Below are 23366 nucleotides of genomic sequence, written 5' to 3' on the forward strand. Positions count from 1 at the left end.
TGCTTTCGCCACAATCGAGCTAGGGCGGCTTGCTTTGTGGGAGCCACCTGGCATGCAGCCGCGACGGGCGAAGCGGCACACTTTCCGATGGCGTACTGGGTCGGGACTTAAATCTCTCCCACAGTGCACCCTGCGAGTTCGCCGCAAGAGTGCGTGGGAGCGGCTTCAGCCGCGACGGGTTTTACCGGGAAACGCCCGTCGCGGCTGAAGCCGCTCCCAAAGGCGGCACGAACCGTCGTCGTGGGAGGTGCCCTGACGCACGCTTACAGAAAGGCGCGTGCGCGCCTCAGACCACCGGTTCGCGCAACGCCGGCGACTCCCAGCCCGGGCGCGGCGCGAAGCGCTCGCCGTAGCGCGCCTGCAGGGCACGCAGGCGGGCGAGCAACACGTCGGCGCCAGCCGCACGGATGTGCTGGATCGGGCCGCCGCGGAACGGGGCGAAGCCGGTGCCGAAGATCACGCCGGCATCGAGCAGGTCGGCATCGGCGACCACGCCTTCGTGTAGGCAGGCGACCGCTTCGTTGAGCAGCGGCAGGATCAGGCGGTCTTCCAGGTCGTCCGGCGCGCGGTAGTCCTTGGCCAGTTCCGGCTTCTTGGCGCGGGCGTTCTCCCACGCGTACAGGCCCTGGCCGTCCTTCTTGCCGCGCTTGCCCGGCTCCACCGTCTGCAACGCCGCCGGGATCGGCAGGCCCAGGAACGGCGCCAGTTCGGCGCCGACGCCGGCGGCCACGTCCAGGCCTACCGTGTCGATCAGTTCGATCGGGCCCATCGGCATGCCGAACTTGACCGCGGCCTTGTCGATCGCCGGGCCGGGGATGCCTTCGGCGTAGGCGGTGGCCGCTTCCAGCATGTACGGGAACAGCACGCGGTTGACCAGGAAGCCGGGCGTGCCGGCGACCGGCACCGGCAGCTTGTCGATCGCCTTGCAGAAGGCGGCCAGCCGCTTCTGGTTCTCCGGCGCCAGGCCGTCGTGGCAGACGATCTCCACCAGTGGCATCTGCGCCACCGGATTGAAGTAGTGCAGGCCACCGAACTGCGCCGGGCGCTGGATGTGCTCGCGCAGTTCGGTCAGCGGGATCGACGAGGTGTTGGTGCTGAGCAGCGCAGTCGGCTGCATGCGCGGCTCCAGCGACTGGTACAGCTCGCGCTTGGCCTGCGGGTTCTCGATGATCGCCTCGATCACCAGGTCGGCGCTCGGCACGCCGTCGCCGGCCAGGTCGCCCTTCAACCGCGCCGCCACCGCCGGGCGCTTGCTGTCGTCCTTCACCCGCTTGGCGAACAACTCGCCGGCGCGGCTCAGCGCACCATCGATGAAGCGCTGCTCGCGGTCCTGCAGGGTCACCTCGAAGCCCTTGTAGGCCGACCAGGCGGCGATGTCGCCGCCCATCACCCCGGCGCCGACCACGTGCACGTGGCGGATGCCGTGCTCCTTGCCGCCCAGCGCCTTGAGCCGTTCGGTGAGGAAGAAGATGCGGATCAGGTTGCGCGCGGTCGGCGTGCTGGCCAGCTTGACCACCGCCTTGCGCTCGGCATCCAGGCGCGCCTGGATGCCGCTGCCGCCGCTGCGCTCCCACACGCCGATCAGCGCGTACGGCGCCGGGTAGTGTTCCTTGCGCGCCTTGCGCGCCACCTGCTTGCGCATCTGCGGCGCCAGCAGCTTGCGCGCCGGCCAGGTGTTGGTGGCCCAGGCGGTGGCGCGTTGCTTGAAGGGACGGGCGCTGCCGGACAGCGCCAGCGCCACCGCGGTGTCGGTCAGCACGGCCGGCGCGGCGACCTTGTCGACCAGGCCCATCGCGCGTGCCGCCGAAGCAGACACGGTGCGCCCGGTGAGCATCAGGTCCATCGCCGCCGGCGCGCCGATCAGCCGCGGCAGGCGCGCGCTGCCGCCCCAGCCGGGGAAGATGCCGAGCTTGGTCTCGGGCAGGCCGATGCGGGTGACCGCATCGCTGGAGGCGACGCGGTAGCGGCAGGCCAGGGCGATCTCGGTGCCGCCGCCCATGCAGAAGCCGTGGATCGCCGCGACCGTGGGGCAGGGCAGTTCCGCCAGCTTCTGGAAGGTGGCCTGGCCGCGGCGGATAGCGTCGTTGACGGTGCCGCGGCGGTCGAACTCCTGGAATTCCTTGAGGTCGGCGCCGGCGATGAAGCCATTGTCCTTGGCCGAACGGATCACCACGCCCTTGGGCGGATCGATGGCGATGCGCTCGAGCAGATTGCCCAACTCCAGCAGCACGTCCTGCGACAGCGCGTTGACGGGCGCGTCCTGACGGTCGAGGCTGAGCACGACGACGCCGTCGCCGCGGATATCCGCTTGCCAGTGACTGAATCGGAGCCCGTCGAAGCCTGAAAGCATGGGGAGGACCATCCGCTTGTGTATGGAGAAGATCGTTATCATCCAGAGGTTGTTTCCGTCGCGTCAAATCCCAATCCAGGGAATTGAGGCGCGTCCCGCGACCGCTGGCCTTGCGCCAGCCTAACGGAACGCCGGTTAACGTCGTGGGGCGGCGATCCGCTGAGGGGCGCTGAACTTTTTTCCGAATTGGCGGTCAGAGGGTCCGACGTAGGTTGGGCTGACAGGAGTGCGGCCCGCTATGGCCGATGTCGAAACACCCCAGGAGCTGGACCTGGAACTGGTCCGGCGTGTGCAGCGCGGCGAAAGCGCGGCGTTCGATGTGCTGGTGCGCAAGTACCAGCATCGGATCGTCGGCCTGATCGGGCGCTACATCGCCGACTGGAGCGAATGTCAGGACGTGGCCCAGGACACCTTCATCCGCGCCTACCGCGCGATGGGGAGCTTCCGCGGCGACGCCCAGTTCTCCACATGGTTGCACCGGATCGCCGTGAACACCGCCAAGAACTACCTGGTCGCGCACAACCGCAGGCCGCCCACCGACGATGTCGACGTGCTCGATGCCGAGCAGTTCGACAGCGGCACCCGGCTGCGCGACACCGACACGCCCGAGCGCGAGCTGATGCGCCAGGAGCTGGAACGCACGGTGATGAAGGCGGTCGACGCCTTGCCGGAAGAGTTGCGCACCGCCATCACCCTGCGCGAGGTGGAGGGCATGAGCTACGAGGACATCGCGCAGAAGATGGGCTGCCCGATCGGCACCGTGCGTTCGCGGATCTTCCGCGCCCGCGAGGCCATCGACGCCGAACTTCGTCCCCTGCTGGATACCGACAGCGCCACCCGTGAGCGACACCGCGTATGACCGAGAGCACGCCCTTTCCCAAGCCAGTGCCGGCGCCCGACAGCGCCGCGCCGGACAAGTTCGAGCTGCACTACCGGCAGCAACTGTCCGCCCTGATCGACGGCGAACTGCCGGCCGACGAAGCGCGCTTCGTGCTGCGCCGGCTGCAGCACGACGAGGAATTGTCCGGCTGCCACGAGCGCTGGCAGCTGTGCGGCGACATCCTGCGCGGCCGTGTCAGCGTGCCGGCGCCCAGTGATTTCAGTGCCCGCGTGCGCCAGGCGGTGGCCGCCGAAGCGCAGCAGGCCGTGCGCGCGCAGGCGGCCAGTGCCGCCGGCAAGCGCCGCACCTGGCGCTGGGGTGGCAGTGCGGCCCTGGCCGCCTCGGTCGCGCTGCTCGCGCTGTTCGTGACCCAGCGCCTGCCGCAGACCCCCGAGGCGCTGCCGCCGGCGCAGGTCGCCGATGCCACCGTACCGACCCCGACCCCGACGCCGGCCGCTGTCACGCCGCAGATCCCGACGCCTGCGCCAGCGCCGGCCGATCCGCAGGGCGACCTCGCCGCGGCCGTTGCTGCCGCGCCGGCGATGGCGATCGCCGCCAATCGCCGCCAGGACGCAGCAGCGCGACGCGACGCCACGCGCAGCGAACAGGCCGCGCGCCCCCGCAACGCCCCGGCCGAGCGCGCCTACGCATCCGCGGCGCCCGCCAAGCCGCAAGCCAAGGCATCCACGCAGACGCCGTTCGTGGCGCCGGTCGCGCCGCCCACGATGGTCGTGCAGCGCGCCAGCGATCCGTTCGGGCATCCGGCGACGCCGCTGCAGGCCCGGCCGTGGCCGCGCTCGACCCTGCCGGCCGCCGATACCGGCAGCGAATTCACCGCCAGCTTCCCGCGCAGCGGCGCGGATCCGGCGGCGTTCTATCCGTTCGAACCCCGATTGCCTGCCGACGCCACGGCCAACCCGCCGCTGCATCCGCAGCCCTGACCCCGCGCGCCGGCAGGCGTCCGTGCCTCATTCCGGCGCGTGGTCCCGTTGCTTCGTCCCCACGTTGTTCCCCTTTCCGAACCGGAGGCTTGCGTCCGATGACTCACCGTATCCGCCACCATCTGTTGGGCCTGCTGGCGTTGACCGTGCCGCTGGCCGCCTGCGCGCAGCAGCCCAGCCCCAGCGCCGCCAGCGCCACGCCGCCGGCCGCGCAGTCCGCGCCTGCGCCGCAACTGGTCGGCAATCTTCCCGACTTCACCCGCCTGGTCGAGCAGGTCGGCCCGGGCGTGGTCAATGTCGAGACCACCATCAGCCGCCGCGCCGCGGCCGCGCGCTCCGGCGGCGGCATGCCCGACGACGACCAGATGCCCGAGTTCTTCCGCCGTTTCTTCGGCCCGGACGGCATGCCGGGCATGCCCGGGCAGCCGCGCGGCGGCGCGCCGGATGACGATGGCCCCGCCGGCCGCTCGATGGGCTCGGGCTTCATCATCTCGCCCGATGGCTACGTGCTGACCAACCACCACGTGGTCGATGGTGCCAGCGAGGTCAAGGTCAAGCTCACCGACCGCCGCGAATTCACCGCCAAGGTGGTCGGCAGCGACCAGCAATACGACGTGGCGCTGCTGAAGATCGACGGCAAGAACCTGCCGACGGTGCGCATCGGCGACTCCAACCTGCTCAAGCCCGGCCAGTGGGTGGTGGCGATCGGTTCGCCGTTCGGCCTGGACCACTCGGTCACCGCCGGCATCGTCAGCGCCACCGGCCGCAGCAACCCCTACGCCGACCAGCGCTACGTGCCGTTCATCCAGACCGACGTGGCGATCAACCAGGGCAACTCCGGCGGCCCGCTGCTCAACACCCGCGGCGAGGTGGTCGGCATCAACTCGCAGATCTTCTCCGCTTCCGGCGGCTACATGGGCATCAGCTTCGCGATCCCGATCGACCTGGCGATGAGCGCGGTCGAGCAGATCAAGAAGACCGGCAAGGTCACCCGTGCCCAGCTCGGGGTGATGGTCGGCGCCATCGATTCGCTGAAGGCGCAGGGCCTGGGCCTGCCGGACACCCGCGGCGCGCTGGTCAACCAGCTGGTCCAGGGCAGCCCGGCAGCCAAGGCCGGACTGGAAGTCGGCGACGTGATCCGCACGGTCAACGGTACCGAGATCGGCGCCTCCAGCGACCTGCCGCCGATGATCGGCGCGATGCAGCCCGGTGCCAAGGTACGCCTGGGCATCCTGCGCGACGGCAAGCCGCGCGAGCTGACCGTGCAGCTCACCGCGCTGGCGGACGACGCCCAGGCCAATGCAGGCCCGGTGGTCGGCGACAATGCCGCCCCGGCCACCGGCGCCAACGCACTGCTCGGTATCGAAGTGGCCGACCTGGATGCCGCCACCCGCCAGCAACTGGGCGTGGAGCCGGGCAAGGGCGTGCGCATCACCGCGGTGACCGGCCGTGCCGCGCGCGACGCGCAGCTGGTGCCGGGCATGGTGATCCTGCAGGTCGGGCGTACCCCGGTCGGCAGCGTGGCGGCCCTGAACCAGCAGCTGGGCGCCTACAAGAAGGGCGACGTGGTGATGCTGCTGATCCGCGTCCGCGACACCACCAGCTTCGTCGCGGTGCGCGCCGGCGGCTGATCCCGCGCGCCCGGCCATGGCCGGGTGCTGGCGCGGGCGCCGATCCAGCCGGGTCGGCGCCCCCGGGGCAGGGGCGAATCCGGCGGCCGTCACCAGCGGCCGCCGGCCATGCGATAATGGCCCGTTATCCTGACGACGGTCCTGGCCGCCGCCCACCTCATGTCCTCTGATTCGATGCGGAACATCCGCAATTTTTCCATCATCGCCCACGTCGACCACGGCAAATCGACCCTGGCCGATCGCATCATCCAACTCTGCGGCGGCCTGCAGGCGCGCGAGATGGAAGCGCAGGTGCTCGACTCCAACCCGATCGAGCGCGAACGCGGCATCACCATCAAGGCCCAGTCCGTGTCGCTGCCGTATACCGCGCAGGACGGGCAGGTCTACCACCTGAACTTCATCGATACCCCCGGCCACGTCGACTTCTCCTACGAGGTCAGCCGTTCGCTGGCCGCCTGCGAGGGTGCGCTGCTGGTGGTGGACGCGGCGCAGGGCGTGGAAGCGCAGTCGGTCGCCAACTGCTACACGGCGGTGGAGCAGGGCCTGGAAGTGGTGCCGGTGCTGAACAAGATCGACCTGCCCACCGCCGACATCGACCGCGCCAAGGCCGAGATCGAGGCGGTGATCGGCATCGACGCCACCGACGCGGTCGCGGTCAGCGCCAAGACCGGACTGAACGTGCGCGACGTGCTGGAGGCGATCGTGCAGCGCATCCCGCCGCCGGTGCCGCGCGACACCGACAAGCTGCAGGCGCTGATCATCGACTCCTGGTTCGACAACTACCTGGGCGTGGTCTCGCTGGTGCGGGTGATGCAGGGCGAGATCAAGGCCGGCGACAAGCTGCTGGTGATGTCCACCGGCCGCACCCACCAAGTCGACAGCGTCGGCGTGTTCACGCCCAAGCGCAAGGTGCTGCCGGCGCTGCGTGCGGGCGAGGTGGGCTGGGTCACCGCCAGCATCAAGGACGTGCACGGCGCGCCGGTCGGCGACACCCTGACCCTGGCCGGCGACCCGGCCAGCAAGCCGTTGCCCGGCTTCCAGGAAATGCAGCCGCGCGTGTTCGCCGGCCTGTTCCCGGTCGACGCCGAGGACTACACCAACCTGCGCGAGGCGCTGGACAAGCTGCGCCTGAACGATGCCGCGCTGCGCTTCGAGCCGGAAAGCTCCGAGGCGATGGGCTTTGGCTTCCGCTGCGGCTTCCTCGGCATGCTGCACATGGAGATCGTGCAGGAGCGCCTGGAGCGCGAGTACAACCTGGACCTGATCAGCACCGCGCCGACCGTGGTCTACGAGGTGCTGAAGACCGACGGCTCGATCATCAGCATGGACAACCCGGCCAAGCTGCCGCAGTTGAACATGGTCGAGGAGATCCGCGAGCCGATCATTCGCGCCAACATCCTCACCCCCGAGGAATACATCGGCAACATCATCAAGCTGTGCGAGGAAAAGCGCGGCAGCCAGATCGGCATCAACTACCTGGGCAGCCAGGTGCAGATCAGCTACGAGCTGCCGATGGCCGAGGTGGTGCTGGACTTCTTCGACAAGCTCAAGTCGGTCAGCCGCGGCTACGCCTCGCTGGACTACCACTTCGTGCGTTTCGACGCCGGCCCGTTCGTGCGCGTGGACGTGCTGATCAACGGCGACAAGGTCGATGCGCTGTCGCTGATCGCCCACCGCAGCCACGCCGACCGCCGCGGCCGCGAGCTGTGCGAGAAGATGAAGGACCTGATCCCGCGGCAGATGTTCGACGTGGCGATCCAGGCCGCGATCGGCTCGCAGATCATCGCCCGCACCACGGTCAAGGCGATGCGCAAGAACGTGCTGGCCAAGTGCTATGGTGGCGACGTCTCGCGCAAGAAGAAGCTGCTGGAAAAGCAGAAGGAAGGCAAGAAGCGCATGAAGCAGGTCGGCCGCGTGGAAATCCCGCAGGAAGCCTTCCTGGCCGTGCTGCAGATGGACAAGTAGCCGGGATTGGGGATTCGGGATTGGGGATTGGCTAGAGCGCAAGCCTGCCCGATCCCGCTTTGCCGAATCCCCTCATCCCCAATCCCAAATCCCGTTCCGAAGGAACACGAATGAAATGGTTTGAAATCGCGCTGGTGGTGCTGACCTTCGCCACCGGCATCATCACCCTGCTGGACAAGCTGTTCTTCGCCAAGCGGCGCGCCGCGCGCGCCGGATTGCTCGACAGCGAGCCGGTGATCGTCGACTACTCGCGGGCGTTCTTCCCGGTGCTGGCGGTGGTGCTGATCCTGCGCAGCTTCATCGCCGAGCCGTACAAGATCCCGTCCAGCTCGATGATGCCGAACCTGCTGGTCGGCGATTTCATCCTGGTCAACAAGTTCTCCTACGGCTTCCGCCTGCCGATCACCAACCAGAAGATCATTCCGGTGGGCGAGCCCAAGCGCGGCGACGTGGTGGTGTTCAAGCCGCCGCACAAGCCGGACGAGAACTGGATCAAGCGCGTGATCGGCCTGCCGGGCGACCGCATCGGCTTCCACGGCGACACCCTGTACATCAACGGCACGCCGATGAAGTACAAGGTCATGGGCGAGTACGTCGGCAAGGGCAAGGGCGCCGAGATGACCGGCGCCACGCTGCTCACCGAGTACCTGCCGGGCCGCACCCACACCGAACTGGAATGGATCGACCGCAACAACCCGGCCGGCCAGGGCGACTGGGTGGTGCCGCCGGGCAAGTACTTCGTGATGGGCGATAATCGCGACAACAGCGAAGACAGCCGGTTCTGGACCCAGACCCATTTCCTGCCCGAAGAGAACCTGCGCGGCAAGGCGTTCCTGATCTGGCTCAATTGCGAAGGGTGGTTCTGCAGCGGCAGTTTCGATCCGTCGCGGATCGGGACGACCATTCAGTGACTTGCGTGAGGGGAAGCGCGATGAAGCACAAGCAAAGTGGCATGACCTTGACCTCGTTCGTGATCGTGCTGGCGGTGGTCGGATTCTTCGTCTACATCGGCATGAAGCTGTTCCCGATGTACATGGAGTTCTACGCGGTACGCTCGGCGATGAAGGGCCTGGCGACCGAAGCCGGCAGCGCCGAGATGGACCCGTCGCAGGCCAAGGCCTCGCTGTTCCGGCGCCTGGACATCAACAATTCGGACAACGTCAAGCCCGGCGACGTCACCTTCGAGCGCACCGATACCGGTGTGAAGATGCACGTGGCCTACGAAGTGCGCCGCCCGCTGATCGCCAATCTGGACGTGGTCGGCAAGTTCGACGCGACCCAGGACCTGACGACGCGTGGTGGCCAGTAAGACCATCCTGCGCGGTGACCGCATCGGTCACCGCTTCGCCGAGCCGCAGTTGCTGGCACAGGCGCTGACCCATCGCAGCGCCGGCGCGCCGCACAACGAACGCCTGGAATTCCTCGGCGACGGCATCGTCAACCTGCTGATCGCCGAGGCGCTGTACCAGCGCTGGCCCAAGGCCGACGAGGGCGCGCTGACCCGTGCCCGCGCCGAGCTGGTGCGCGAGGCCTCGCTGGCCGCCATCGGCCGGCAACTGGAACTGGGCGAACGCCTGACCCTGGGGCCGGGCGAGATGAAGTCCGGCGGCCATCGCCGCGACTCGATCCTGGCCGATGCGGTGGAGGCCGTGGTCGCGGCGATCTACCTGGATGCCGGCTTCGAGGCCTGCCGCGCCACCATCCTGCCCTGGTTCGAGTCCGCACTGGCGGCGCTGCCGGTCGGCAAGGTGGAGAAGGACGCCAAGACCCGCCTGCAGGAATGGCTGCAGGCCCGGCAGCGGACCCTGCCGGCCTACGAACTGATCAGCGAGACCGGCGACGACCACGCCAAGCTATTCCGGGTACGCTGCGTACTCGCCGAGCCCGCCCTGGTGACCGAGGGCGAGGGCACCTCGCGACGCCTGGCCGAGCAGCAGGCCGCCGCCGCCGCCATCGAGCAACTGGATTCGAGCAAGTGAACGAACAAGCGACAACCCCTTACCGCAGCGGCAGCGTGGCCGTGATCGGCCGCCCCAATGTGGGCAAGTCCACCCTGACCAACGCCCTGGTGGGCGCCAAGGTCAGCATCGTCTCCAACCGGCCGCAGACCACCCGGCACCGGCTGCTGGGCATCGCCAGCTTTCCGGCCGGGCAGTTGCTGCTGGTCGATACCCCCGGCCTGCACCGCGAGCAGAAGCGCGCGATGAACCGGGTGATGAACCGCGCCGCGCGCGGCTCGCTGGAAGGCGTGGACGCCGGCCTGCTGGTGATCGAGGCCGGGCGCTGGGACGAGGAGGACACGCTGGCGTTCAACGTGCTCAGCGACGCCGGCATCCCGGTGGTGCTGGTGGTCAACAAGGTCGACCGGCTCAAGGACAAGACCGCGCTGCTGCCGTTCCTGCAGCAGGTCAGCGAGGGCCGCAGCTTCGCCGCCGTGCACCCGATCTCCGCGCTCAAGCGCAAGGGCCTGGAGGCGCTGGTGCGCGACCTGCTGGCGCTGGTGCCGGAAGCGCCGCCGATGTTCGGCGAGGACGAGATCACCGACCGCAGCCAGCGCTTCCTGGCCGGCGAACTGGTGCGCGAGCAATTGATGCGCCAGCTCGGCGAGGAACTGCCGTACGCGACCACCGTGGAGATCGAGCGCTTCGCCGAGGACGGCGCGCTGCTGCGCATCGGCGCGGTGATCTGGGTCGAGCGCGAAGGCCAGAAGGCGATCGTGATCGGCAAGGGCGGCACCCGCCTGAAGGACATCGGCGCCAAGGCCCGCCAGCAGATGGAGCGCCTGTTCGGCGCCAAGGTCTTCCTGGAGACCTGGGTGCGCGTGCGCGAGGGCTGGTCCGACGACGAGGCCGCGCTGAAGGCGTTCGGCTACGGGGAGTGAAGCCGGGATTGGGGATTAGGGATTGGCGATGACCAGCCTTCGGCTGTTGGAGGCCGGGATTCGGGATGTTTCGCGGATGGCTGGCTGTTGCAAGGTTTTCTGTAGGAGGGGCTTCAGCCCCGACGCCCTACCGTTAAAGCGTCGGGGCTGAAGCCCCTCCCACAGGAAGGCGATATGGCTTGCGAACTTGCGGGAATCGCGAGTTCTCGATCCAAGCATCCACGATTTCTCGCAAAGCGTTCCGCCCATGGATCGCCGCTTCTACGATTCCCCACTCCCGAATCCCCAATCCCCGCCTTGATCGAGCACGAACCCGGTTTCGTTCTGCATGCCCGGCCCTGGCGCGAGACCAGCCTGCTGGTGGAGGTGCTGAGCGTGCACCACGGCCGGCTCGGCGTGCTCGCGCGCGGCGTGCAGGGGCCGAAGAAGCAGGCCTTGCGCGCGGCGCTGCAGCCGCTGCAGTCGATCCGCTTCAGCGCGCAACGGCGTGGCGAGCTGGCGCAGCTGCGCGCGGCCGAGGCGGTGGACACGGCGCCGCGGCTGAGCGGCGAGGCGATGCTGGCCGGGTTCTACATCAACGAACTGACCCTGCGTCTGGCGCCGCGCGACGATCCGGCGCCGGACCTGTATCTGGCCTATGCGCGGGTGCGTGCGCGACTGGCCGCCGAGGCGCCGCTGGCCTGGTCGCTGCGTTGCTTCGAGCGCGACCTGCTGGAGGCGCTGGGCGTGGGATTCGATCTGCGCCATGACGGCGACGGCGAGCCGATCGACCCGGCCGCGCGCTACGTGCTCGATGCCGAGCATGGGCCGCGCCGGCTGTTGAGCGACCGCGGCCACGACCAGCGCAGCGGCATGGCCACCGGCCGCGCGCTGCTGGCGCTGGCCGACGATACCGAACCGGCTGCCGACGATCTGCCTGGCCTGCGCCGCGGCATGCGCGTGGTGCTGCTGCACCACCTCGGCGGGCGCGGCCTCAAATCCTGGGAAATGGTCGAGGATCTGGCGCGGCAGCGCAGCGCCAGCGCCGCGGCACCGGATTCGGCAGCGCGCGCAGCAGCGACGGATTCGGGATCCGACACGGAGTCGACATCCGAGTCGACGTCGGAGTCCACCGTGGAAGGGGCAAAGGCGCCGCCGTCCGCGGCGTCGTGATCGCACCGGATCGGCGGCGCGAGGGGAGCCGGCACGTGGGGACCCGAGCGACCTGCGTTCGTCACGCCTCCACCGGATCCAGGTTGCCCGTAGGAGCGGCTGCAGCCGTGACGGGCTGTCCCGGCTACGCCTGTCGCGGCTGAAGCCACTCCTGCAGGTCCGTCGCGTGCTGAGGCGTGCTGTGAGTTCAGCGCATCAGCAGTGTCGCTCGTTGCGGGAGGGACTTCAGTCCCGACGCTTCTAGCGGCATGCGTCGGGGCTGGAGCTCCCCCCAAACGAGATGCGCCGTGCGGCCGGTCAAACCACCTGCTCTGCAACGACGCGTCGTTGTTCCGTGGTGCTGAGCACCGACGCAGTCGGGTCTTGCTCATGCGGTGGTAGGAGCGGCTGCAGTCGCGGCCGCCGCGTGGGAACGCATCGCGGCTGAAGCCGCTCCTACAGGTGCTGCGTCGTCATCGGAGACGCCCAGGCGCCGGCGCCGCGGTGCCATCCACCGCCGTCGCGTGCGGCGACGGCAGCGGCAGGCTCGCTCAGCGCCAATCGATGCGCAGGCTCAGCGCGGCATTGCGCGCCTCGCCCAGCGTGTGCTGGTTCCAGTAGGTGCGATTGAACAGGTTGTTGATGTTGCCGGTCAGCAGTGCGTCGTAGCCGCCCAGCGTGGTGGCGTACTGGAAGCCGGCCGCGGCGACGGTATGCCCGGGGATGAGCACGCGGTTCTGGTCTTCGTAGTAGGCATCGCCGGAGTAGCGCAGGTTGCCGTGCAGGCTCAGGCCGCGCATGCCCGGCACGCGCCAGGTGGCATTGGCCAGCAGTTGCCGGCGTGCGGCGCCGGCCGGGCGGTTGCCGCGCAAGGCCGCGTTGTCCGGCGACAGCTCCTCCAGTCGCGGGTCCATCCACAGTCCGCCGACGCCCAGTTCCAGATCGTCGGTCACGCCGACGCTCCCGATCACTTCCAGCCCGCGATACAGGGTCAGGCCGTCCTGGGTCAGGTAGCGCAGGCCGTCGCGGTAGGCGTCGATCTGCGCGCCGCGCTCGATGCGGAACGCGGCGGTGGTCAGGGCGAAGCGCCCGCTCTGCAGCTTGGCCCCGAGTTCGTACTGCTTGCTCACCGTCGGCTGCAGCACGCTGCCGGCGTTGGCGTAGGCAGGCACCGCATCGGCGCCGACGCGGCTGCCAGGCTCCAGTGCCTCGACGTAGCTGGCGTAGAGCGACACGTCGTCGATGGGCTTGTAGATCAGCGCCATGGTCGGGGTCGTCACCGAGGTGCGGTAACCACTGTCCACCGCTGCGTCGCCATCCAGGTCGCGCTGCTGATAATCCACGTGGCGTGCGCCGAGGATGGCGCGCCAGTGGTCGCCGAACTGCATGGTGTCGCTGACGAACACCGCCTTCTGGCGCAGGTCGGCGCTGACCGGCGCCAGGCTGTAGTCCGGCCGGCGGGTCGGGCGGAAGGACTGCTGTCGATACAGGTTGCCGTCGAAGTCGTGGCTCCAGTAGAACGCCTTGCTCCATTGGTCCCAACTGCGCTGCACCGAGGTGCCGAACACCAGTTCGTGCGCCACCGGGCCGGTGTCGACGCGGCCGTTGACCAGTAGTTGCACCACGCTGTTGCGCAGCACCGCACCGAAGTCATAGGCGAAACCGGCGTAGTCGCCCGCTTCGTTTAGCAGATTGGCGAACATCTTGTGCGATTCGTGCCGGCGTCGGCTGCCGCCCAGGCTCAGCGCCGCGCTCCAGCGCTCGTCGATGCGCCAGTTCAGGCCAGTGGTCGCGTGCAGCAGTGCGGTCCTGTAGTAGGCGCCGTCGACGCGGAGCTTGGCGTCGTCGTCGGTTGGCCGAGGCAGGCGCGTGCCCTGGTAGGCATCCCAGTAGAAGTACAGCGGCTCGTGTTCGAGTGTGTTGCGTTCGTGCACCAGTTCCGCATGCCAGGTCAGGCCCTCGACGATCGGTTGCTCGACCGCCAGGGCGAGCGTCTTGCGGTCGATGCCGGCGCCGTTGTACGCATCGCCGCGTTCGATGCCGGCGTTGAGGCGGTAGCCGAAGGAATCCGGACCGTTGGCACGCCCGCCGGCGTCGACCTGAGCCGAGAACGCGCTGTCGTTGCGATAGCCGAAGGTGGTGGCCAGCAGCGCGGTGTCGGTGGGGCGCTTGGTCTGGTAGCTGACGATGCCGCCGGGCGTGCCGAAGCCGTACATGAAGCCGCCCAGGCCTTTCAGCGCCTGCACCGACTGCACCGCTTCCAGCGGGAACTCGCCGCCCCATTCCATCAGCATCGGCACGCCGTCGACGTAGAAATTGCGCACCTCGATGCCGCGGATCTGTGTGCCCCACCAATTGGTGGTGGCTGGCGGTTCGGCGGCGAACACCGACGGATCGTTGATGAAGATCTGCCCGAGCGTGGTGGCCTGGCGCCGCGCGATCTCGGGTTCTTCGACCAACGCGACCGAGAACGGCGTATCCAGCAGGCGGGCATTGCCCAGCGCGCCGACCGCCGCGTCCTGCTGCAGGTCCAGGCTGAGCCGCTGGCCTTTGACCATGACCGTGTCCAGTTGCGTGGCGTCGGACGATGACCCGGCATCGCGTGTGCCGTCATTGGCGGTGGCGTCCTGGGCGTTGGCCGAGGTGGAGGCGACGGCCACGAGGGCGGCCAACAGCGCGCGGGCGAGCACGCCCATGGCCGGCGCTTGCCGGTGGTATGAGGTCTGAAACATGAGAAGCCCCTGTTGCGGTAGTGACCGGACGGGGCGATGGCTGGTCCGAAGATGTTGTCGGGGCGTTAATTTATTCGAGAACGAATCTTATTTTCAAGTCTCGCCGTGGGGCGAGCGCCATGGCGGCGCCGTCGTTTTCGTCACCGTTGCAGGCCGGGTCGTGTTGATAGCTGGGCCGAGGAGGCGATTGGTCGCGACCGCGATGGCAACGTCCAAACCACAGGGTGCAGCTGAAACCGCGCCTACGCCGATTCTCGCAGAAGACGGGAAGTCATCCCCGCTCCCCAATCCCGGCCTTCAGTGCAACAACGCCGCCACGGCCTCGCTGAACTGGTGGCGGGCCTGCGAGGACGCCGGATCGCCATGCAACTGGCGCACGGCACGCGCCAGTCTGGCGGCACCGACGAAGCCGCAGCTGGCCTGCAGCCGGTGCAGGTGGTTGCGCACCGCCTGGTCGTCGCTGAGTTGCAGGGCCGAGGCGACCGCGTCGCGGGTGCCGGGCAGCTCGGCCAGGAACAGTTCGCGCAGGGCGATCAGGTGCGCGCGCTCGCCGTTGAGTGCGGCCAGCGCCGTGGTCTCGTCCCAGTCCAGGGTCGGCTCGGCGGCACCGTGCGTGGCGCCGAGGCGGCCGCGTGCCAGCAGCCGGCGCACCGACTGCAGCAAGCGCTCGCTGCTGAGCGGCTTGAGCAGCACGTCGGCGAACCCGGCGTCGAGCAACTGCGCGCGGACCGCGGCGCTGGCGTCGGCGGTATGCGCCAGCCCCAGGGTGCCGGTGCGTTGCCGCTGCAACTGGCGCAGCAGGTCGCTGCCGCTGCCGTCGGGCAGGTTGGCGTCGATCAGCCACAGGTCGTGCGCCTGCGTCTGCGCGCGGGCGAGGGCGAGGGCGCTGGCGACCGAGTCGGCCAGATCCACCTGGGCCGGCAGCGCCTGCAGGGTTGCGTCGAAGAAGGCGCGGCTGATCGGGTCGTCTTCGACGAGCAGCAGTCGCGTTACCGGGTCCTGGGTCGATGCCATGCTGATGCCTCCATGCGGCGTGGTCGCATCCCGCGCGGTGGCGCGCGTGCGTGCGCCACTTTGCCTCGCCGGCGCGGCAATCGCAAGCCGGCCCGGGCACGGCCCTTCTGCGACAATGGCCGCCCTTTTCCGCCCGCAGCCTGTTGCCACGTGGCCCGATCCAGAAACCGTCTCGACCGTACGCCCTTCCAGACCGACATCGCCGACCTCAGCCACGACGGCCGCGGCGTCGCCCGCCGCGAGGGCGACAAGGTCGCCTTCGTCGCCGGCGCGCTGCCCGGCGAGACCGTCCTGGCCGAACCCACCGCGCGCAACCGCCACTTCGACGAGGCGCGCACCGTGCAGGTGCTGCAGGCCTCGCCGCAGCGGGTGACGCCGCGCTGTCCGCATTTCGGGGTCTGCGCCGGCTGCGTGCTGCAGCACCTGGCCGAGGACCAGCAGATCGTCGCCAAGCAGCGGGTGCTGACCGAGAACCTGGAGCGCATCGGCCACGTGGCCCCGCAGGCGGTGCTGCCGGCGCTGACCGGTGCGCCCTGGGGCTACCGGCGCAAGGGCCGCTTCTCGGTACGCCGGGTGGAGAAGAAGGACAAGACCCTGGTCGGCTTCCGCGAGCAGGATCCGCGCTTCGTCGCCGACCTGTCGGTGTGCCACACGGTGATCCCGCAGATCGGCTTCAAGGTGACCGCGCTGGCGGACCTGGTCGAAAGCCTGGACGGCAAGCGCGACATCCCGCAGATCGAGTTCATCGCCGGCGACGCGGCGGTGGCGCTGACCTTCCGCCACATGCAGCCGCTGAGCGCGCGCGACCAGGACGCGCTGATCGCCTTCGCGCAAGAGCACGATTTCGCCATCTTCCTGCAGCCCGGCGGCGTGGACAGCGTGCATCCGCTGTATCCGCAGGAGGTGCCGCTGTCGTTCCGGCTGCCGCAGTGGGACGTGGAGCTGGCGTTCCGGCCGTTGGACTTCATCCAGGTCAATGCCGCGCTCAACGAGAAGATGATCGCGCACGCGCTGGCGCTGCTCGATGCGCAGCCCGGCGATCGCGTGCTGGACCTGTTCTGCGGCCTGGGCAACTTCACCCTGCCACTGGCGCGCACCGTGCGCGAGGTGGTCGGCGTGGAAGGCGACGCCGGGCTGGTGGCGCGCGCGCGGGAGAACGCGCAGCGCAACGGCCTGGACAACGCGCAGTTCTTCGCCGCCGACCTGACCCAGGACCAGCGCCAGGCGCCGTGGATGCGCCAGGGCTTCGACAAGCTGCTGCTGGACCCGCCGCGCTCCGGTGCGCTGGAGGTGCTGCAGCAACTGCCGCTGAAGCAGTTCCAGCGCATCGTCTACGTCAGCTGCCATCCCGGCTCGCTGGCGCGCGACGCCGGCTACCTGGTCAACGAACAGGGCTTCGTGCTCAAGGCCGCCGGCGCGATGGACATGTTCCCGCATACCGCGCACGTGGAGAGCATTGCGGTGTTTGAGCGGTAGCTTTTTCGGGACCGGGACCCGGGACCCGGGACCCGGATTTTCCTCGAGTGCGCGGCATTTGTACTTTATCTGTAGGACCGCCGCTCTCACAGGAAACAACAACCACTTTTCCATAGGATCGCTTGACGGCGATTCGGCTGCCGATCACATGCTTCCCGGGTCCCGGGTCCCGGGTCCCGGGTCCCGACCCCAACGAGCGCACCTCCCATGGCCATCGAAATCGAACGCAAATTCCTCGTTATCGGCGACGGTTGGCGCGCGGCGGCGCATGCGGTGATTCCGATGGCGCAGGGCTATCTCAACGACCAGGCGGCGCTGGCCAGCGGGGCGCAGAAGGCGTCGGTGCGGGTGCGGGTGCAGGGCGAAGAGGCCTTCCTCAACCTCAAGTCGCGCGAGCTCGGGCATACCCGCCAGGAGTTCGAGTATCCGATTCCGCTGGCCGATGCGCGCGCGCTGCTGGCGCTGTGCGTGGGCGGGCTGGTCGACAAGCGCCGGCATCTCGTGCAGCACCAGGGCCACCTGTGGGAAGTGGACGAGTTCCTCGGCGACAATGCCGGGCTGGTGGTCGCCGAGATCGAACTGGACAGCGCCGACGAGGCGTTCGCCAGGCCGGACTGGCTCGGCGCCGAAGTCACCGACGATCCGCGGTACTACAACGTGGCGCTGGCAAGCTGTCCGTTCTGCGAGTGGCAGGGATTGGGGAGTGGGGATTAGGGATTGGCAAAAGCGGGCCAGCTGCAGCAATCGGGCTTATGCTTTTGCGAATCCCCAATCCCCAATCCCCAATCCCCGCTCATGCGCATCGATATCTGGTCCGACGTGGTCTGCCCCTGGTGCTGGATCGGCAAGCGCCGCTTGCAGCAAGGTCTTGCGTCGCTCGGCGCGGACGCGCCTCCGCTGGAGATCCACTGGCATCCGTACCAACTGGATCCGGACGCGGGCACCGAGCCGGTGCCGTTGCGCGAGGCCTATGCGGCCAAGTTCGGCGGGGCGGCACGCACCGAGCAGATCCTGGCGCAGACCCAGGCCACCGCGCGCGCCGAAGGCTTGCCGTTCGACTTCGGCCGCGGCCAGGTGCGGGTGACCACGCTGCCGGCGCACCGCTTGCTGTGGCTGGCGGCGCGCGAGGGCGACGTGGACGCGGTCGCCGAAGCACTGTTTCATGCGCACTTCGCCGAGGGCCGTAACCTGGCCGATACGCAGACGCTGTGCGATGCCGGCGCTGCAGGTGGGTTGTCGGCGGCACGGGTGCAGGCACTGCTGGATGGCGACGAAGGGCTGGACGAGATCGAGGCGGAGCTGCAACAGGCGCAGGCCATGGGCATCCGTGCAGTGCCCACCTATGTCATCGATGGCCGCCAGGCGCTGCAGGGCGCGCAGCCACCGGAAGTGATTGCGGCGACCGTGCGTGGCCTGCTGGCCGACGCCCAGGCGGGCCGCGATTGCGGTCCGGACGGGTGCGCGGTCTAGCGTGCCATCCCGGCGAGAGACAATGACTGCCTGCGGCGCACAACGAGTCGCCGCGGTCCACGCCAGTGTGGCGACGGGACATCGTTCCTTGCGCTGCGACGCGGCTGCGGCGATCGGTAGAGCGCCCCGCTGACGGACGCGGAGGGCGGCTGCACCGTGCCAGCCGGCCTTCCGAGTGACGGACATCGGCTGTTCCGGCATGCCACAGGCCGCTCCGCATGCGTTTCATGACTGGCCTGTGTCGGCCTCGCGTCAGCAGGGCGTGTCGAGAGGCCAGTCGGAGACGCCGCGTCGCCGCGCGCGCCGGACCAGGCGGCGTCGCCCGCCACGCAGTCCGGGGAGCTCACGCTGCCGCGCTTGGACTCGTTCGTCGCGCGCTGCCGGCGCCTTGCGGCATTTCTCGGTGGCCGCGCCGGCGGTCCTGCGCCCAATCCGTTGCACGCTGTCACCGCCACGGGCCAGGCCTGCGCCCGGCATGCCACGCGCCGACCTGCCGCCGACGCCGGCATCTGCGACAATGCCGACCCACAGGCGCCTCAACCGCGCCGGCAGGAGGAATCCCCCGCATGCTCGCGATCGGCGTTGCCGGTACCGAACTCACCGCGCAGGAGCGCGACTGGCTGCAGCACGATGCGGTGGCCGGCGTGGTCCTGTTCAAGCGCAATTTCGCCTCGCGCGCGCAGGTGACCGAGTTGAGTGCGGCGATCCGTGCCGCCGCGCCGCGGCCGCTGCTGCTCTGCGTGGACCAGGAAGGCGGACGCGTGCAGCGCTTCCGCGAGGGCTACAGCGCGCTGCCGCCGCTGCAGGGCTTCGGTGCGCTGTACGCGCGCGATCCGGCCGCGGCGCTGCAGATGGCCGAACAGCATGCCTGGTTGATGGCCAGCGAGATCCGCGCCAGCGGCGTCGACCTGAGCTTCGCCCCGGTGCTGGACCTGGCCCGCGGCAACCGCGCCATCGGCGACCGCGCCTTCAGCGACGACCCGCAGGTGGTCGCGGCCTTCGCCGCGGCCTATGTGCGCGGCATGCACAGCGTGGGCATGGGCGCGACCCTCAAGCATTTCCCCGGCCACGGCACCGTGCTCGAGGACACCCACGTCGACAGCGCCGAGGACCCGCGTCCGCTGGAGACCCTGCGCCAGGAAGACCTGGTGCCGTTCGCCGCCGGCATCGCCGCCGGCGCCGACGCGGTGATGATGGCGCACGTGGTCTATCCGCAGGTGGCACCGGAACCGGCCGGCTACTCGCCGCGCTGGATCCAGCAGATCCTGCGCCAGGAGCTGGGCTTCCGCGGCGTCGTGTTCTCCGACGACATCGGCATGGCCGCCTCGTTCGCCGCCGGCGGCGTCGCCGCGCGGGTCACCGCACACCTGGACGCCGGCTGCGACGTGGTCCTGGTCTGCCACCCGGAACTGGTCGACGACTCGCTGCAGGCCGTGCGCGACCGCCCGCTCAACACCGCCGCGCTGCTCGGCCTGATCGGCCGCGGCGGCCTCGGCTGGGACGGCCTGCTGGCCGACGCCCGCTACGGCCATACCCAATCCCATCTGCTCTCCACCTTCGGAAAAACCGCCTGATGTCCACTCCCACCATCGCCCAGGCCCTGGCCCAGGCCGACCTGCTGGTCGATCGCTCGCGCATCGACCAGGCCATCGCCCACATGGCCGACACCATCGCCGCCGACTATCGCGGCGAAACCCCGGTCTACCTGACCATCATGCACGGCGCGCTGCCGTTCGCCGGCCAGCTGGCGCTGGAACTGGGCAGCCGCGGCCAGGACCTGCAACTGGACTACCTGCACGCCACCCGCTACCGCGGCGAGACCGTCGGCGGCGAACTGGTGTGGAAGCACCGCCCGGCCACCGCGCTGTACGGCCGCCGCGTGCTGCTGCTCGACGACATCCTCGACGAAGGCCTGACCCTGAAGGCGGTGCGCGAGTGGTGCCTGGAGCAGGGCGCCACCGATGTGCGCATCGCCGCGCTGACGGTCAAGCGCCACGACCGCTGCGTGCCCGGGGTCAGCGCCGACTACATCGGCGTCGAGGTGCCGGACCGCTATGTGTTCGGCTTCGGCATGGACGTCAACGAGGCCCTGCGCAACCTGCCGGCGATCTACGCGATGAAGGAGTAAGCAGGCAGGCGAGCCCGCCTCGCTTCCGCCGCTGCCGTTTCCCCGCCGCCGGTGCGCGTCGCCGGCGCAGGCGTTCCCTTCCGTTCGAGGATCCGCATGGACAACATCGCACTGGCCGTCATCGGCGGCACCGGCGTCTACAAGCTCGCACAGTTGGACGACGTGCAGACCCACCAGGTCGAGACGCGCTACGGCGCGCCCTCCGGTCCGGTGCGGGTCGGCACCTTGCTCGGTCACCGTGTCGCCTTCCTGGCCCGCCACGGCGAAGGCCATTCGCTGCCGCCGCACAAGATCAACTACCGCGCCAACCTTGCTGCGCTGCAGCAGACCGGCGCCACGCGCGTGCTGGCGTTGAACACGGTCGGCGGCATCACCGAGCGCTTCGGCCCGCGCGTGCTGGCCTGCCCGGACCAGCTGATCGACTACACCTGGGGGCGCATCTCGACCCTGTGCGAGGAGCCGGGCAGCGAGGTGCTGCACGTGGATTTCGGCCATCCGTATTCGCCGCTGCTGCGCAGCAAGATCCTCGCCGCCGCGCGCGTCACCGGCACCGCCCTGGTCGACGGCGGTTGCTATGCCGCCACCCAGGGGCCGCGCCTGGAAACCATCGCCGAGATCGCGCGGCTGCGCCGCGACGGCTGCGACCTGGTCGGCATGACCGGCATGCCCGAAGCCGGGCTGGCGCGCGAGCTGGGCCTGGACTACGCCTGCCTGGCGATCGTGGCGAACTGGGCGGCCGGCTGCGGCGACGCCGAGGAGATCACCCTGGCCGAGGTGCTGGCCAACGTCGAGGCGGCCTCGGTCGGGCTGCCGGAGCTGGTGGGGGAACTGGCGCGCGGGTGATTGTCTTCGCTGCGCAAGCTTTGCATACTCCGCCGGTGCGGCTGCCGCACAACCACCACCCATTCACTGCAAAAGGTCTCGCATCACCATGCCGAACGGTACCGTCAAGTGGTTCAACGACGCCAAGGGATTTGGTTTTATTTCTCCGGAAGACGGTAGCGCCGATGTGTTCGCGCACTTCTCCGCGATCAACTCCAAGGGCTTTCGCAGCCTGCAGGAAGGACAGCGTGTCAGCTACGACGTGACCCAGGGTCCGAAGGGCGCGCAAGCCTCGAATATCACGCCGGTCGAGTAAGCGCTCGCGTTGACTCGGTTGTGCCTTGAACCCCGCTTCGGCGGGGTTTTTTGTGGGAGACGCCGCCGCCGTGGCGGCGTCCGCAGACAGTGGATTGCGATGAAGCAAGGACTGCAGATCGGGATCGTCGGTTACGGCACGGCGGGCCAGACGCTGGCGCTGCTGCTGGCGCGCGACGGCCACCGCGTGCAGGTGTTCGAGCGTGCGGCGCAGCCCGGGCCGGTCGGTGCCGGCTTCCTGCTGCAGCCGACCGGATTGCAGGTGCTGTGGCGGATCGGCCTGCTCGAGCAGGCCCTGGCCTACGGCGCGCCGGTGCACCGCCTGTACGGCGAGACCCCGTGCGGACGCGCGGTGATGGACATGCGCTACCGCGATCTGGATGCACGGCTGTTCGGGCTGGGGATGCAGCGCGGCGCCTTGTTCGCCCTGTTGGCGCAGGCGTGGGACGGCTACGCCACGTTGCAGCGCGATACCCACATCGTCGCCATCGACGACACGTTGCGCCGCGTGCAGGACCAGCACGGCCGCTGGCATGGGCCGTTCGACCTGGTGATCGCCTGCGACGGCTCGGCCTCGGCGCTGCGCGCGCAGGTGCAGGCGACGCGGCTGGACCGGGTCTACCCGTGGGGCGCGCTGTGGTGCCTGTTGCCGCGCGGCGACTGGGCTTTCGCCGACGAGTTGCGCCAGCGCTACGTGGCCGCGCGCAAGATGATCGGCCTGCTGCCGGTGGGGACGCGCCCCGGCGATGCCCAGCCGCGGGTGAGTTTCTTCTGGAGCCTGCCGACCGCCGAGTTCGACGCCTGGCAGGCGCGTGGCATGCCGCCGTGGCTGGAGGAAATCGCGCAGCTGTGGCCGCAGGCGCGCGAACGCCTGGCGCAGATCGACGCACCGGCGCGACTGGCGCGGGCCAGCTACCGCGATGCGGTGCAGCGGCACTGGTACCGCGGCCGCCTGGTGCTGGCCGGCGATGCCGCGCATGCGATGAGCCCGCAGCTGGGGCAGGGCGTCAACATGGCGCTGATGGATGCCTGGGCGCTGAGCGAAAGCCTGCGCACCGCCGCGGACATCGACGCGGCGCTGGCGCGCTACCAGGCGCAGCGGCAGGCGCATGTAGCGGTGTATCACTTCTGGAGCCGCTGGCTGACCCCGCTGTTCCAATCCGAGCGCGACCTGGCGGCGCGGCTGCGCGACGTGGGCATGTTGCCGGCCGGGCGCATGCCGGGTGGCCGCGGGCACATGCTGCGCGTGCTCAGCGGCACCCAGCATGGCTGGTTCGGCAAGCTGCCGCTGGCGCCGGAGTTTCTGGAAACGCTGCAGGAGCTGGCAGCGCGGACTGCGTCGGTGCAGACCGACGCTGCGTCTTCGTAGCGAGACGGCAGCGACGATCCAGCCGAAGGCATCCCTCGCATGCCGCGACGCGCTATCGCAGTGTGGCGGGGCCACGACGCCTGTCAGTTGGTCGCGTCGGGACTGAAGTCCCTCCCACAATACGGCAGCGCATCTGCCGCTTCGCTCGCGACCATGGGCTACCCGGTGCGGTACCGAAGCTTCGTGCGTCAGCGTTGCCATGTACGTACTCACGCAACGCAGTGCGATTGCACTGTGGGAGGGGCTTCAGCCCCGACGCGG

At 69.4% G+C, this 23366-nt stretch carries 20 protein-coding genes; 17 read left to right on the forward strand and 3 right to left on the reverse strand.

Going from position 1 to position 23366, the window contains the following annotated elements:
- Positions 1–286 precede the first annotated feature (286 nt).
- Entirely contained in the window at positions 287–2350 is a 2064-nt protein-coding gene (locus GGR71_RS05765; protein ID WP_160963639.1) for a 3-hydroxyacyl-CoA dehydrogenase NAD-binding domain-containing protein, read from the reverse strand.
- A 238-nt stretch (positions 2351–2588) separates the two neighbouring features.
- Here GGR71_RS05765 and rpoE point away from each other — a divergent pair, with 238 nt between their 5' ends.
- The 9 genes from rpoE to recO all read left to right on the forward strand — a co-directional run bounded on the left by rpoE (position 2589) and on the right by recO (position 11800).
- On the forward strand, positions 2589–3209 hold the full coding sequence (gene rpoE / locus GGR71_RS05770) for an RNA polymerase sigma factor RpoE (RefSeq protein ID WP_160948332.1): 621 nt from the start codon (positions 2589–2591) through the stop codon (positions 3207–3209).
- Positions 3206–4171, forward strand: a complete 966-nt coding sequence (locus GGR71_RS05775) for a sigma-E factor negative regulatory protein (RefSeq protein ID WP_160963641.1) — start codon at positions 3206–3208, stop codon at positions 4169–4171. The genes rpoE and GGR71_RS05775 overlap by 4 nt, the downstream gene beginning before the upstream one ends.
- Positions 4172–4269: 98 nt before the next feature.
- Positions 4270–5802 carry a DegQ family serine endoprotease gene (locus GGR71_RS05780; RefSeq protein ID WP_184451718.1) on the forward strand — a complete coding sequence of 511 codons (1533 nt, stop codon included), beginning with the start codon at positions 4270–4272 and terminating at the stop codon, positions 5800–5802.
- A 174-nt stretch (positions 5803–5976) separates the two neighbouring features.
- Positions 5977–7767: a translation elongation factor 4 gene (gene lepA / locus GGR71_RS05785; RefSeq protein WP_048492482.1), complete on the forward strand. Its 1791-nt coding sequence runs from the start codon at positions 5977–5979 to the stop codon at positions 7765–7767.
- 110 nt (positions 7768–7877) lie between these two features.
- Positions 7878–8678, forward strand: a complete 801-nt coding sequence (lepB, locus tag GGR71_RS05790; RefSeq protein ID WP_010340595.1) for a signal peptidase I — start codon at positions 7878–7880, stop codon at positions 8676–8678.
- Between the two features lie 20 nt (positions 8679–8698).
- Positions 8699–9076, forward strand: coding sequence for a DUF4845 domain-containing protein (locus tag GGR71_RS05795; RefSeq protein ID WP_010340596.1), 378 nt, complete (start codon positions 8699–8701; stop codon positions 9074–9076).
- Positions 9066–9746, forward strand: coding sequence for a ribonuclease III (rnc, locus tag GGR71_RS05800; protein WP_048492489.1), 681 nt, complete (start codon positions 9066–9068; stop codon positions 9744–9746). Before GGR71_RS05795 ends, rnc begins: the two co-directional genes overlap by 11 nt.
- Positions 9743–10648, forward strand: coding sequence for a GTPase Era (gene era / locus GGR71_RS05805; protein WP_152237260.1), 906 nt, complete (start codon positions 9743–9745; stop codon positions 10646–10648). The genes rnc and era overlap by 4 nt, the downstream gene beginning before the upstream one ends.
- Positions 10649–10936: 288 nt before the next feature.
- Positions 10937–11800 carry a DNA repair protein RecO gene (recO, locus tag GGR71_RS05810; RefSeq protein ID WP_343160857.1) on the forward strand — a complete coding sequence of 288 codons (864 nt, stop codon included), beginning with the start codon at positions 10937–10939 and terminating at the stop codon, positions 11798–11800.
- Between the two features lie 530 nt (positions 11801–12330).
- On the opposite strand, the gene GGR71_RS05815 is transcribed toward recO, so the two are convergent.
- Together GGR71_RS05815 and GGR71_RS05820 are read right to left on the reverse strand one after the other, a co-directional pair.
- Positions 12331–14511, reverse strand: a complete 2181-nt coding sequence (locus tag GGR71_RS05815; protein ID WP_237474654.1) for a TonB-dependent siderophore receptor — start codon at positions 14509–14511, stop codon at positions 12331–12333.
- A 297-nt stretch (positions 14512–14808) separates the two neighbouring features.
- Positions 14809–15531, reverse strand: a complete 723-nt coding sequence (locus GGR71_RS05820) for a response regulator (RefSeq protein ID WP_184451845.1) — start codon at positions 15529–15531, stop codon at positions 14809–14811.
- A gap of 144 nt (positions 15532–15675) precedes the next feature.
- Here GGR71_RS05820 and rlmD point away from each other — a divergent pair, with 144 nt between their 5' ends.
- From rlmD to GGR71_RS05860, 8 genes are all read left to right on the forward strand, one after another.
- Positions 15676–17001, forward strand: coding sequence for a 23S rRNA (uracil(1939)-C(5))-methyltransferase RlmD (rlmD, locus tag GGR71_RS05825; protein ID WP_160963649.1), 1326 nt, complete (start codon positions 15676–15678; stop codon positions 16999–17001).
- A 207-nt stretch (positions 17002–17208) separates the two neighbouring features.
- Entirely contained in the window at positions 17209–17715 is a 507-nt protein-coding gene (locus GGR71_RS05830; RefSeq protein ID WP_160963651.1) for a CYTH domain-containing protein, read from the forward strand.
- An 81-nt stretch (positions 17716–17796) separates the two neighbouring features.
- A complete protein-coding gene (locus tag GGR71_RS05835; RefSeq protein ID WP_160963064.1) occupies positions 17797–18471 on the forward strand; it encodes a DsbA family oxidoreductase in 675 nt (224 codons plus the stop codon).
- Between the two features lie 566 nt (positions 18472–19037).
- Positions 19038–20045, forward strand: a complete 1008-nt coding sequence (gene nagZ / locus GGR71_RS05840) for a beta-N-acetylhexosaminidase (RefSeq protein ID WP_160963066.1) — start codon at positions 19038–19040, stop codon at positions 20043–20045.
- On the forward strand, positions 20045–20599 hold the full coding sequence (locus GGR71_RS05845) for a hypoxanthine-guanine phosphoribosyltransferase (protein WP_048492477.1): 555 nt from the start codon (positions 20045–20047) through the stop codon (positions 20597–20599). Before nagZ ends, GGR71_RS05845 begins: the two co-directional genes overlap by 1 nt.
- A gap of 96 nt (positions 20600–20695) precedes the next feature.
- Positions 20696–21442, forward strand: a complete 747-nt coding sequence (locus GGR71_RS05850) for an S-methyl-5'-thioinosine phosphorylase (protein WP_160963068.1) — start codon at positions 20696–20698, stop codon at positions 21440–21442.
- 88 nt (positions 21443–21530) lie between these two features.
- Complete coding sequence (gene cspE / locus GGR71_RS05855) at positions 21531–21737, forward strand: transcription antiterminator/RNA stability regulator CspE (RefSeq protein WP_003488188.1); 207 nt, start codon at positions 21531–21533, stop codon at positions 21735–21737.
- Positions 21738–21836: 99 nt separating this feature from the next.
- A complete protein-coding gene (locus tag GGR71_RS05860; RefSeq protein ID WP_184451720.1) occupies positions 21837–23105 on the forward strand; it encodes an FAD-dependent oxidoreductase in 1269 nt (422 codons plus the stop codon).
- Positions 23106–23366 lie beyond the last annotated feature (261 nt).

It is taken from the genome of Xanthomonas sp. F1 (genome assembly GCF_014199855.1).